The organism is Streptomyces sulfonofaciens, from assembly GCF_014656295.1.
Lineage (GTDB): Bacteria > Actinomycetota > Actinomycetes > Streptomycetales > Streptomycetaceae > Streptomyces > Streptomyces sulfonofaciens.
Genome location: NZ_BNCD01000020.1, coordinates 1 through 13140, shown reverse-complemented (window position 1 = coordinate 13140; position 13140 = coordinate 1). Strand labels below are relative to the sequence as shown.

7 protein-coding genes and 1 CRISPR repeat array (1 of these 8 only partly in view) are annotated in these 13140 nt (G+C 69.6%); all 7 genes read right to left on the bottom strand.

The features are described from left to right. A CRISPR array of direct repeats spans positions 1 to 1997; the repeat unit is 29 nt; unit sequence GGGACCACCCCCGCGTGCGCGGGGACCAC; it reaches 229 nt to the left of the window's first position. Positions 1998 to 2098: 101 nt separating this feature from the next. Beyond that, positions 2099 to 2470, bottom strand: coding sequence for a type I-E CRISPR-associated endoribonuclease Cas2e (gene cas2e, locus IE313_RS26840; RefSeq protein WP_189936657.1), 372 nt, complete (start codon positions 2468 to 2470; stop codon positions 2099 to 2101). Continuing rightward, a complete protein-coding gene (gene cas1e, locus IE313_RS26835; protein ID WP_189936655.1) occupies positions 2467 to 3420 on the bottom strand; it encodes a type I-E CRISPR-associated endonuclease Cas1e in 954 nt (317 codons plus the stop codon). Before cas1e ends, cas2e begins: the two co-directional genes overlap by 4 nt. A 10-nt stretch (positions 3421 to 3430) precedes the next feature. Further along, on the bottom strand, positions 3431 to 4279 hold the full coding sequence (gene cas6e, locus IE313_RS26830) for a type I-E CRISPR-associated protein Cas6/Cse3/CasE (RefSeq protein WP_189936653.1): 849 nt from the start codon (positions 4277 to 4279) through the stop codon (positions 3431 to 3433). Positions 4280 to 4288: 9 nt separating this feature from the next. Continuing rightward, a complete protein-coding gene (gene cas5e, locus IE313_RS26825; RefSeq protein WP_189936651.1) occupies positions 4289 to 5089 on the bottom strand; it encodes a type I-E CRISPR-associated protein Cas5/CasD in 801 nt (266 codons plus the stop codon). Beyond that, positions 5086 to 6279: a type I-E CRISPR-associated protein Cas7/Cse4/CasC gene (gene cas7e / locus IE313_RS26820; protein ID WP_189936649.1), complete on the bottom strand. Its 1194-nt coding sequence runs from the start codon at positions 6277 to 6279 to the stop codon at positions 5086 to 5088. Before cas7e ends, cas5e begins: the two co-directional genes overlap by 4 nt. A gap of 93 nt (positions 6280 to 6372) precedes the next feature. Next, on the bottom strand, positions 6373 to 7263 hold the full coding sequence (gene casB / locus IE313_RS26815) for a type I-E CRISPR-associated protein Cse2/CasB (protein ID WP_189936647.1): 891 nt from the start codon (positions 7261 to 7263) through the stop codon (positions 6373 to 6375). A gap of 109 nt (positions 7264 to 7372) precedes the next feature. After that, on the bottom strand, positions 7373 to 12142 hold the full coding sequence (casA, locus tag IE313_RS26810) for a type I-E CRISPR-associated protein Cse1/CasA (protein WP_189936645.1): 4770 nt from the start codon (positions 12140 to 12142) through the stop codon (positions 7373 to 7375). Between the last annotated feature and the right edge of the window lie 998 nt (positions 12143 to 13140).

Genomic DNA, 13140 nt, shown 5'->3' with positions numbered 1-13140 from the left:
AGCGTGGTCGGAACCCGGGACCACCCCCGCGTGCGCGGGGACCACCTCACGGGGATCACCGGGATCGCTGACGAGGCGGGACCACCCCCGCGTGCGCGGGGACCACGCGGATATGACGCACATCGTGCGCTGGTCACGGGGACCACCCCCGCGTGCGCGGGGACCACTGGCCGCAGGTGGGGCACTGGAGCTGGGAGAGGGGACCACCCCCGCGTGCGCGGGGACCACGCCACGACCAGTCGGGTCGAGGCACTCGATTGGGGACCACCCCCGCGTGCGCGGGGACCACGCCACGACCAGTCGGGTCGAGGCACTCGATTGGGGACCACCCCCGCGTGCGCGGGGACCACTCCGTCCCGTGCAGTTGCCGGTGCTGGTGGAGGGGACCACCCCCGCGTGCGCGGGGACCACGGCGGAAGCGGCACGCACGTGCTGACGACCATGGGACCACCCCCGCGTGCGCGGGGACCACTCACTGTCCTACTCACGCGCACGAAATCGAATGGGACCACCCCCGCGTGCGCGGGGACCACAAGGCGGCCCGGGACGAGCGGGAGGAGGCGGAGGGACCACCCCCGTGTGCGCGGGGACCACCCCACCTCCTGGGTCGGCTTCAGCTCCTGGTGGGGACCACCCCCGCGTGCGCGGGGACCACGCCCTCTCGCGCGCCCCCGCGCGCAGGGGAACGGGACCACCCCCGCGTGCGCGGGGACCACCCGGCCTTCCCGACCGACAAGCCGCGGGTCGAGGGACCACCCCCGCGTGCGCGGGGACCACGTCAGACCGCCGTCCGCCGACCCGTGCGCCACGGGACCACCCCCGCGTGCGCGGGGACCACGAGTACGGCAAGGGCGGACGGGACGTCACCCAGGGACCACCCCCGCGTGCGCGGGGACCACTCAGGTCGTAGGCCGCTCAGCCGCGGGTAGCCGGGACCACCCCCGCGTGCGCGGGGACCACGTGGCGGGGACGGGCTTGGGCTTGAACGCAACGGGACCACCCCCGCGTGCGCGGGGACCACACTCCGGCGCTTGCTGAGGCCATCCAATCCGAGGGACCACCCCCGCGTGCGCGGGGACCACAGGACATTCTGGGACATGATCCCGTTGGCCTCGGGACCACCCCCGCGTGCGCGGGGACCACCACGTGGACCGCTCGTTCACCACGGCCGGCACGGGACCACCCCCGCGTGCGCGGGGACCACTCCGCCTCAGCCCGGCCGAGCAGGCCGCACCCGGGACCACCCCCGCGTGCGCGGGGACCACCAGTGCGGACTCCACCAGGGCCGATGCCGACGGGGACCACCCCCGCGTGCGCGGGGACCACCCTGCCTGTCTTGCGGCGCTCTGTCACGCTGCGGGACCACCCCCGCGTGCGCGGGGACCACTTGCGGGTGTCGCGGGTGTAGCTGGTGGCGTCGGGACCACCCCCGCGTGCGCGGGGACCACATCCACAGCTCCAACGCGAAGCCGGAGTCACAGGGACCACCCCCGCGTGCGCGGGGACCACTGCGTGCGGGGGATGACGAGGACGTGGCCATCGGGACCACCCCCGCGTGCGCGGGGACCACCAGGGCTTGCATCGGCAGCCGTAGGCGTAACGGGGACCACCCCCGCGTGCGCGGGGACCACGGATGCCCTGAGGCATAGAGCTCTCCTGTGTGGGGACCACCCCCGCGTGCGCGGGGACCACCTAGTCTCTGCCCCCAGTTCGACGACGGCCAGGGGACCACCCCCGCGTGCGCGGGGACCACGATCCGTCGGCGCCCGCCGGTCCGGTGTCGCCGGGACCACCCCCGCGTGCGCGGGGACCACTCGTTCTCCTTCCTGCTGCACATCCCGATCCAGGGACCACCCCCGCGTGCGCGGGGACCACGGATAACCATGGCCACCCTCCTGCCACGGTTGGGGACCACCCCCGCGTGCGCGGGGACCACAGGAGCCCACGCACCTGGTCGTGCGCGCTGTGGGGACCACCCCCGCGTGCGCGGGGACCACAGGAGTTGACCAGGAGATTCACGGCTGACCAGAGCGGATTTTACCTGCTTTGCCAAGGTGTGACTTACGTGAGAAATAAGGCGAAATCAACCTACCCAGAATCATCTTCCGAACCTCCGTCGCTTCGCCGCCCTGCTCCACCCCTGTCGAGGCGCTTGGGCCGCCGGTGCGGGGTGGCCCGGAGTCTTTCCAGCACTCGGTGGTGCTGGGCGGTGGAGGAGGGTGAGGCCTTCGTGGTCAGTGGGGTGCCAGGCGTGGTCATGGGTACGGAAGGTGAAGCCCTGCTCGTTGTTGGTGCTGTGAGCGAGAAGGGCGCGGCCCTGGCCGGAGTAGGCGCGGACTTCGTCCCAGAGGATGTCGCGCACGCGGGCCGACGGTGACCCGAGGAAGACACCGGGAGAGACTTCCAGGAGCCAGCGTGTGAGGAATCCGCGTAGCCCGGCAGGGCAGTTGGTGAGGACGATGACGGTCACCAGACCGGCTCATCCCCGTAGTTGCGTCCACTCTCCAGGAGCCGGCCGCTGTCCGTCTGGAGTCCGACGTGGTCCGCGTCGCCTTCGAGGGCCGTCGTTGAGCAGTCCTCGTAGCGGAAGAGACTCTTGATGTCCTTGGCGCACCGATGGAGGAGTCGTGTCTCGTTGATGCGGTCGCGGAGTGCGCGGCGGGTGCGGGTCGGGACGTCGTCGTCGCCGGCCGCTGCCGCGTCGAAGGCCGCAGGGATGGCGATCTCGGTCTTGTAGAGGTCAGCTATGTCCAGTACGAAGGACCGCTCGTGTCCGGAGTGGACGAAGCCGAGCCCGGGCGAGCAGCCCAGAGCGGCGACCACTGCGTGGGCGACGCCGTACATGCACTGGGCGGCAGCGGTGACTCCCTGGTTCGGGGCGTCACCGGCGGAGAAATCGTCGTGGTGATAGTCCCGGCGAACCCATGGGACACCGGTGCGAGCGGACTCCCGGCGGTAGCACTCCTTGAGCCGGCGGCCCTCCATGCGGAGGAGTTCGTCGCGGCTGCGGCCCGACGGGTCCTCGTCCGGGAACCGCATGCGGTACATGGCGCGCGCCACTTCGACTCGCGTACGACGGTTAGCCCACGCCGTTGCCTGGGCCTCCAGCAGACCGGATGACCGGGTGAGGGCACGTCCACCGGAGTAGAAGCGCACGCCATGCTCCCCGACCCAGACCACGGCCGCGCCACTCTCTCCGAGTAGCGCCATGGCCTGATGGGTGACGCGGGTCCCGGGCCCGAGCAGCAGTGTGCCGATGGTGGCGGAGGGGATGTGGGTGACCCCGTCGGTGTCTGTGGCTGTGATGGCGTTGTCGTCGCGGTGGACGGTGCAGCGTTCCAGGTAGAGGAACGAGACGCGGTCGCCGACGCGGGTGAGTTCGCGCGGCGAGGAGAGACTTCGCTTACTGACGGTACTCATGAATGGGTAGTCACCGTCCGGGCGTGAGGGTCATGAGGCCGCAGCCGTACGCCTTCGCCTTGCCCAGCCCATGGGTCAAGGTGTGACGGAATGCGGCGAGATCCGTGATACGGAGCCGCCCGTCGAAGGTGGCTCGCGTGAAGTGGACGTGGGGGCGGGACGGGGAGGCCGAGTCGCGCGTGCCGCCGGACGGTTTGCCGAATCGGACCGGCGTGCGGTCGTGAACGACGAGTTGGTAGCCCCACTCCTCGGTCGTCCCGACACTGGCCGGGACCGCCCCGGCCGCTGTTGGTCGCCCGTCTGGGTCGGTGTCCCCCATAATCCCAGCGTGCGTTGCCGATCCGTCGGCCCCGGCACCACCCTCCCCGCTCGCGGCAGAGGAATCTCCCTTCGGCAGCACCCTGAACCCGGCACGCTCCTGCTGCTTGAGAAGCCAACCAATCTGGTGGCGCACGGTGACGTGCGCGGCCCGTTTGGTGGGTGCGCCGACAGGATCCTGGTCACGGCGGATGTGGTGCACCGGGTTGGCGGTGAGGCGGAAGGACCAGACGTCGCCCTCGGCCAGGGCATTGAGGAACTCCCCGTATGCGAAAGTCGTCCAGCCTTCCTGCCCGAGGCTTGGCCAGCCGACCTGCTCCACAAGGTGGGTCAGGTCGGGGCGGTCGGGACTGGAGATGAAGAGATCGACTCGGTTGCCTGGGGCGGCGTCGAGCCGCCACAGCACGCGGGGACCTGTGCCATCCCTGGCCGCAGGGTTTGGGAACGCCATGTCCACCGCCCCGTGGAGGCGGTGCGGGGAGTTGAGTAACCGTCGAGCCTCGGCCCGGGCGGAATTGATGCGGAGGCGGGTCAGGTACATCGTCGGTTCCTAGCAGTCGTCCGTGGTGTACCCGGCTTGGGCGGTGGGGCTGCTGGCGTTGCCTCCACCGCACGATCCGGGGGTTCTTGGCGCAGGCACCGGACGCAAGTGCGTGGTGGGATCGTGCTCCGGCGCAGGTGCGTCCATGTGCCCCGTCCGCACGCCACGCACCGCGTACCGCCGGTGACGCCAGTCGAACGTGAGCGGCGTGTCGCGCAGTGAGAAGTCCGGGGGCGCACCCGCCGGGCAGTCGAGCAACAGGTCCAGCTCCTCCGGGGCCGGCGGAGTTCCTTCGTGCTCCGCCGCGCGCTTCAATTGCTCCCTGTACCAGGGCGACGCCTGCCAGGGAGCGCTGCGCAGGGCTTCCTCCAGGGGCTGCTCGGTGAGGGACTGCTCGAACAGCAGTGGCCGGGAGGGCGGGCACGAACGTCGTCCCAGATAGGGGAGGAAACGGGGAGCGCCGACGGCCTTGTTAAGCTGCCTGATCACGCCCTCTTCGCCCTCCACTCCTGCGACGAAGACCGCATCGGTGAGGTAGTAGCGGTCGGACAGCGGCATGACGCGCCCGGTGTCGGTGTGCTCGGCCTTGTGGAAGTCCTTGATCCGACGGCCGGGTTGGTCGATGCGGACCCCGAAGCGCAGGGCAGTCAGGTCGGACAGGTCGGCGTCACGCGGACGTCCTTCCGCCGCCGCCAGCAGACCGAGGACGCCGGATTTCGTCGGGGCGTTCTCAGTGGTCCGCTGGACGAACCGCGAGGCCGATCCCCATGCTTGCAGCGGTCCCGTGAGGCGGAGCAGCAGAACCGTCATACGCCGGGCTCCAGCCGTTCCGCGACCGCGTTCGCCACTTCTTCCAAGAGTCCCGCTAGCGTGACTTCCGTCCCCAGCGCGGCCAGTTCGCGCGTCTCCTCGCCGACCCGGAACACCCAGGTGGGGTCCGAGTCGAGCCCGTACTGCTTCTCCAGGTTCTGTACGTAAGGTGCGAGCCGTCGGCAGCTCTCCCGCAGGAAGCCGCCCTGCGCGGTCTTCGGCACCGGTTCCTCGAAGGCGCCCACGAAGCTCAGAGGCCAGCGCTCGCGGAGCGTGACGACGACCCCGGAGGGAAGGGTGTGATGGGCGAAGGTATTGATCTTCCCGGTCGGCAGGGAGGTGATGAACGCCTCCAGGAAGGCCGCCACGGCCTTGGCGGTCGGTGTGCTCGGTGGTTCGTCATCCTTGAGCCCGACGCCGAGATTACGCTGCAACTCGTCGACATCGACGGCGGCGTACCGGTACAGCGTGGCGGAGTTGAAGTCGATCGTGCCGATCATTCCCGCGCCGGTCTCCGACTCCTCGCTGAGATCGTCGACGGCCGTGTAGTAGTCCGACTCGATGTCCGAGCGGTGGACGCTGAGTGCGTGTGCCACCTGTGTCGCTGCGTCCACGTTCAGGTCGGCGGAGTCAGCGACCATCCGTCCGAACAGGGCGATATCGATCGAGTGCCGGGTGTCGACCGCATTGAGGGCCAGAGCCTTCTGCTTCTTCTCCTTCAGGGACTTCTTCAACGTCTGGACGTCTCCACCGCCGCTCGCGGCCACCGCCAGATCGGCCAGCGCATCCAGTTGCCGCCTGCTGAGGAACATCAGGTACTTCGATTCGGCCAGCGCGGTCCCGCCGGTCTCGTCCTTCGTCCTGCGCTTCGGTACCTCGAGTGACGAACCGGTGGCGGCCTTCAGCGTCTCCTCCGCCAGCTTCGCCGCACTCCCGGCCAGTGCGGCGTCGCGGGCAGCGATGCGCTCCGCGAGTGCCTCCACCACCTTCTTCGTCCGCACGCCCAGTTCCTCCGGCGGCAGCAGCTTCTCGAACTGCTTCCTGGTGGCGCGCTTCCACGCCTGACTGGAGACCCGAGCGCGGCGGACGCCTCCGTAGAAGGCGGATTTGGGAGTGCCGGTGTCGTCCCGGTTCATATTGCTGGGAGGAACGTTCTGGAGGATGTGGATATCGATGATCGTGCGGGTCATGGCGTTCCGTTTCACGTGTCTGGCGGATCGGTGTGGGGAGGACAGGGAGCCACGGGCCCGGGCCCGGCTATCTGCGGCGGGTGGGTGAGATCGTCATGCGTAGGCGTCCTGTTCTTCGAGGAGCAGGACCTCCGCCGCGGCCTCGGGATCTTCGGCTGGCGTGTCCTCGCTCTCGTGCACTCCCTCACTGTCCGTAGTCCAGTAGCGGCGATGGAAGTCCCGCCCCCACTCGCGGCGTACGCCGTCCCGCCGGTTCTCGTCCTGCCAGCGCAGCATCTGGTCCGCCAGCCGCGCGTAGTCAAGCGGGATGCGGGAGGATCGGAGCAGCAGGACCAACTCGCGCAACCGGGTCGCCAGCACCTCGGTGTCCGACGCGCTGCCCACCCGTACGAATCGTCGCCGGATGGGCTCGCTGGCCTCCTCGACCGGCCCGACTTCCCGCCGGCCCGAGCCATCCGGCCCGGCGTCTTCGGACGGCTCCGGGGCGTCTCGGGTGCCCGTTCCGCCTTGCGCCAGGCGCCGCACCGCGCGGCCGAGCGTCCAGCCGGACCGATGCATGGCCTCGTCCCGCAGCGACTGCTGGTGCAGGGCCCACAGGGTTACCGCGAGATGTACGGCGGTCTCTTCCCGGCGCTCCCGCACTTCGCGGCGCATCCAGTCCCTGGACGTGAGGTTGGCGGAGTCGGCGGTCCCGCCACCGTGGCTTTGCCGCTCGGCTTCCTTATGCTGCTCACGCAGCTCCGCCAGGGTCTCCAGATGGTCCAGCCCCCAGGCGGTGGGGTTGACGTGTGCTTCCCGCCCTGCCTCGCGGCGAAGCCGGGCGACGGCGCCGACGGCCCAGGGCGCGTCCTGTTGATATCCGCTCTGGAGGCGCCGCACGACCTGTGAGACGGCCCGGCCGGGCAGTGGACGGTCCGGGCCAGTACGTGTCCGGTGGCCGAGAGCGGTGGTGTCCGGGGGAGATGTCGGTGCGGGGAGGACCATGAGTTCTACTCCTGACGATGGAGGAGACGGCTGCGACGACGAGTGACGTGCAGGAAGATGCACGCCCGACAGCAAGGGGGACGAGGACGGCCGGATATGGGGCGGTCGGTCAGGGGAGACGGCTGGACGACTCCGTAGCCCGACGGGCCCGGTCTCTGCCTTGCGGCGGGCCCAAGACCTTCTCCAACCGGCCGACGAACCACAGCTCCGCCCGTCCCGCGTCCATGAGCGTCTGGCCACGTCTTGGAAGATCGATGAGCCGCCCATCGGCGGCGGCAGGGCCGGAGGACCTGATCTCCTGCCGGGCCAGTCGGCCCACCTGCCGACGCACCGTCTCCCGCCACTCCTGGCGGGCCGCCTGCAGATCCGGGTGCCGTGCCAACCCGCGGAGCCAGCCCCGATATGGGCCGTCCAGAGCGCCGTAACCGCGATCGCGTGCGGCATCGGCCGCCCCGTCCGGACGCTCGCCGCCGGCGGCCAGGACCAGGTGGGCCGCAAGCTGTGCGAGCGCTTTGACCGCGTTGTCTGCATCGTGGACGGCGTCGATCGCCGCGCCCCCGTAGACCCCGTTGGAGGCGTGCAACGTCACGAGGGGCAACACCACGGAATCGTCGACGATCTCGTCGATTACGGACTGCTGGGTGCCGTACTCGATCCCGACGGTGCGCAGCCGCAGGAGCTTGCCTGGTTCGATCTCGTACTCGGTGCTCGCCTCCGTGAGCCACCGGGCGATGCGCGAGCGAATCTGCGCGGGTGCCTCGCCGCGGCGTCCCGTCTCCTCCGCGGTGCCACGGCTGGGAAGCAGGGCCTCGATGCCACGCCAGGCGGACCGTCGAGGATCATGCCGCCGCGGTGTGTAGAAGACAGGACGCTGCTTCTTCTTCTCCTGCACCGAGCTGCGCCGCCATGCGGTCATCGGTTCCAGCAGCCAGGGCGACTCCTGGACGAGGGGATCGCCATAACCGAGGACGACGCCCGTGACCGCGCCGTCTTGCGCCACCAGCCGGATCCGGCGCGTCTGCCAGGTGTAGAGGTCGCGGAGCCCGACCGGCTCGGGACCGCCGTCCTCGGCGCCGCGAGGTCCGGCCCCGTACGGCTGTTCCCGCCGCCAGACCGGCATGTCGTCATCGACCTGCTGGGCGTAACCGGTGCCCTGATAGGCGCTCTCGAACGGGACGAGGTTGAGCAGCAGGGTCTCCCGCAGCGTCTCCCCTTCGGCAAAGACGCCTCCCAGCAGGCCCAGCGAACCGACGCCGAGTGGGTATACCTTGCCCGCCTTGCCCCTGTCGTCCCCGTGTAGCGCGGACTTGATGCCCGACGTGTCGAACGCGTGCGCGTGCACCAGCCACCGGGCGGCCTCCGCATACGACAGCCGCTCGACTCCGGGCCGCCGCATCGAGAACAACGCAGACCCGGTGGGGACATCGGCCACGATCCGGCTCAACGGCGCCGGCTCGTCCTTCTCCGTACGCAGGCCGGCCACCTGGAAGAAGGGGCGGTCCTCGTTGAGGAGTTCGAAGCGCTCCGCATGCTGATCGAGGTATGCCACGGCTTTGGTGAAGGGGGCGGGCGACTCCCATAGATCCACCCAATCGTCCAGGTCCGCCGGGCCTTCGAACGCGTCGTACAGCACTGCTAATGCAAGCCGCAGTAAAGCGATCTCCTGTGTGGGAACATCGCCGACGATCCCGCGCAGCTCACCGGCTCGCAGGAAGAGGTCCTGCAGGGAGAGCTCCGCCTCGCTCCCGTCGTCGAGCCGCTGCACCGGCAGCCATGGGTCCCGCGCGAGGTTGAGAGCGGCAGACTCTAACCGGTCGGCGGTCACCGCGGGCGCTCCATCGGCATCCGGACCCATGCGGACCTCCGCTCGACGGGCTTGACCCACGAGCACCGTCGTGGGTACCCCCTTCGCCTTGGCTCCATCGCTGTCCCCCCTGCCTGGTGCGCGGCCTTCGAACGCAGGCACACCAACGTTGGCGAACCGCAGTCCGTCGGTTCGGCTGTAGCTCAACTCGTAGCCTGACAGTTGGGTCTGACAATCGGGATCCAGAACGAGAATCAGCTCCCCTGCCAGCCAGGGACATTCCTTGACCTGCCAGGCAGGGACCAGGAATTTTTCCAGCTCGGCGATGGTGCGGTCGATGATTCCCGGATGGCTGAACCGGCCGGGCAGAGTGAGCGCACTCGCCGCCGCGGCCTCCGCCGCCTGCCGGCACGGCGGGAAGTCCGTCGGCAGCTCGACGCCTCCCCTCCCCCCCTCCAGCCACGGCATGGTGGTCAACCGTCCGTCCGCGGCCCGTTGTACGACCAGTACCTCCAGCGTCTCCGTAGCATCCCGCACCTGCGCCCGTCCGGCCCGGCTGTCGTCCGTATCTCCCGCGTGCGCCTCCAGCCACCCGTACACCGGTCGCCCCGGGCGCCGTACACGCCCCAGCAGAAAGCCGTCGGCCCGGTGCCGCTTGGCGTCGAGCAGGGCTCGATGTCGCTCTTCGGCGGCCGCCATGGCCTCGGCCCACTCTGCGGGCCCGAGCGGCCCGTCGCCATACGCCCCCTGCACCAGCGGGCTGATGTCCCCCGGCAGCCGCAACGGCGCTCCGTCGAGGTGGGGCCCGAGAGCCGCGAGTGCCCTGAGCAGTGTCCAGTCACCCGGGTACACAGAGCTCGACCCCTTCACCGGCGTGGGCGGTGAGGCGCTCCAGTCGCAGACCCCGGTGATCAGGCACCGGGGCGTGGCCAGCCGGGCCGGACGGGGGGTGGGGTGGCGGTGCAGGCGCCCCATCCGCTGCAGTACGAGGTCGACCGGTGCCAGGTCGGTCACCAGCAGGTCGAAGCTCAGGTCCAGCGACTGCTCCACCACCTGGCTGGCGACCACCACGTGCCTCTTCGGCCGGTCGCCATGTCGCCCGAACCGGCTGACCAGCCGCGCGTCGTTGGCCGCCCGGTCGGCCGCCAGGAAGCGTGAGTGCGCGACGGTCACGTCCGCGTCACCGAACCGCTCGCGCAGGACGTCCGCGGCCTCCAGCACCCGGGACACCGTGTTCCTTACGACGAGAGCGCAGCCCCCGGCGACCAGTTCGGCCTCCAATCGATCGGCCAGCGTCGACAGGTCGTCCCCCAGCCGCTCCAGGACGACGGCCGTGCTCCGTCCCGACGCAGCCGCCGGACGCGTGCTCTGTGCCGTGCCGCCTGGTGACACGGCAGTGATCAGCGGATACGCATCGGCGGCCACCTCCACCCCAGCCGCGCCTTTCTCACCCGCGTAGGCCGCGGTGAGGGCCCCCCTGCGCTCGGCCGGCAGTGTGGCGGACAACAAGACGACCGGCACCCGGTAGGCGGCCAGCCATTCCAAGGTTCGGTCCAGGTAGCGGTTCATGTACGCGTCGTAGGCGTGTACCTCGTCGATCACCACCACCTTTCCCGCGACTGCAAGGTGCCGCAGTGCCAGGTGCCGGCTCTTCAGGGCCGCGAACAGCACCTGGTCCACGGTTCCGACGGCGAACGACGCCAGCAACTGCTTCTTCTTCCCCCGCAGCCACTGGTGTGCGTGCAACCCGGAGGATTGCCACCTGCCCGGCTCCAGCTTTCCGTCCGTCGCCCGGGCCTCGGCGGCCTCGTCCCCGTCCGGGTCGACGGCCGCGATGGGCCTGCTTCCCTTACGCAGCAACCCCGCCCACTCGTGCTGAAGGGCTGCCTTGGCATGCGCCAGCACCACGGACCACGCGTGCGCCCCGTCCTTGGGCAGGGCATTCAGCCAGGACAGCAGGCGCCCGAACATCGCGTCTCCCGTGGCCCTGGTGGGAAGCGCGAGAAGCAGCCCACCGGCCCCGGACCGCGCCGCGAGCACCTCGGCCGCGGCGAGCGCAGCCTCCGTCTTGCCCTCTCCCATCGGTGCCTCGATGATCAGAAGTCCCCTGGGCTCCATGGCCTGTGCCATCCTGAGCGCTTCCTCCTGAACCGGGCGCGGTGCGGCACCCCCAAGCTGTGGAAAACGAGCCGCGAACAGCTCCTGCGCCGACTCCGAAGGCACGTCCGGCTGCCAGGGCTCGGGCAGATCCAGCCCTGCCCAGGCCGCCTGCAATCTCCGTGACTCGCCCTCCGGACCCAAGGGGTGCCATGACTCCGGTGTGTAGGGGAACAACTCCGGTGAACTGGCGATCCAGTCCGAGAGGATCACCACGGCGGTCAGCGCCACTTGCACCGGCTGGGAGAGCCGAACGTCACGGAAGGCCGGCAACAGAGTCTCTGCGCCGGTCAGTTCGGCACACCAGTCCAGCAGCTCGTACTGTGTCCGACGCCAGGTCTGTTCGCTCGGCCCGGGATGGCGCACCAGGTGGGGCCGCAGATGCAGGTCATGTATCTGCGCGCTCTCGGGCGGCACTCCGTGGTGCCCACCGGCGACGACTGCGAACTGGCCGGCCACCCGTGGCCCGAGCTCGAACCGCTCCCGCATCCACTCCTGAAGGATCAACTGACCCGCGAGACCGTGCGGAGCCAGACGGCGGTCCTGCCCGTACTCTTTGGCGGTGAGCATGTCCAGGCCGCGGTCGCGCATTCGGGCGGCCAACTGTTCGACCTGGCAGGCGAAGGCGGGCGTATTTTTGCCTATGTCATGCGTGGCGGCCAGGAATCGCACGAGTCGTTGCGCGTGATCGGGCTCGCCGGGAAGTGACTCCGTGATCAACTGCTGCACGGATGCGGGCAGCCATTCCCGCCACAGTTTTCCTGCCACTGCGCCACTGTCAGCCATGTGCCGCCAGAGAGGGAGCCAGTCGTCGGTCCGGCGATCGTGCTTGGCCCACACGGATCGCGCCGGAGCCGACAATCCTGCTGAGACTGGAATGGGTCGGACTGGGGCAGGTGCGTTTGAGTTAGCGGCCATCTCGATGCTTCCAGGGCTGTGGCATCCGGTGAAGAGATAGGTCGTCCAGCGGGCAGGGACTGACGAACGCCCCTGCGCACGGATGCGTCAGCGCCTGGGCCAGGGAGAACGGTGGGCGCCGGACTCCCGGTTCGTCTGCGCAACGACCGGCCGGACTACAAGTCCGGCCTCAGCTTTTCGTTGGCGTTGAGACCTGTGGAGCAGATTAGGCGTCGGTGGGCGGGCTTACATCGACTTCAGACAACTTGCTCCTGGGTGGGTTGAAATCGGGACCCATGCCTTCGGTTGCTCTATTCTTCTTGCGCCCCAGACACGGCCGGTCCGTGCACCTCGGCTCCCTACGGTGGCGTCACACCAGCATGGGCGGGAATAACCGGTCAGCGTGTCTGTACGGTCGGCGGACCTGGGATCACCCTCCCGTGTGCGGGGACCACCGGACACCCTCGTAGCCGGGCCGGACGTGCAGGGACCACCCCCGCCTGCGCAGGGACCACGACGCTATGACCACTGGCCTGGTGGACGCCACGGGACCACCCCCTGGCCTTGTTCACGAGTCGTGGTTCTGGCTCAGCTTCCGTACAGTGACCACGATGAGTGACGGCTGAGGTCTCAGGCGGCACTCGAAGTTGCCCGAAAACGAGCCGTGATCGAAGCGGCTGGGCTGAATTCCGGGTACCGAGCGCCGAACGACGCGTCGTTCTTCAGCTGCGAGTGCGGCGGTTGCGGTGCTGGAACAGCACGTGCCCGCGCCGGACCTTTGTGGAGCGGTTTCTGGCCTGACCCGCAGGTATGGCCAGCGGGACCGAGCGGTTTGCGTTCGACCCTGGCCGCAGTCGGTCTCGCACTGGCTGGTCGGGATGGTGCCCGGCTGGCTGCCGTCCTCGGCGTGTCCGTGAGCCGGAGCACGGTCTTGCGTCTCGTTGAACCGCCCCGGCTCGTATGGAGACTCGATTTCATGAAAGGATCGGGTCATGGCACGACCCTCCCGTTACCCGCTT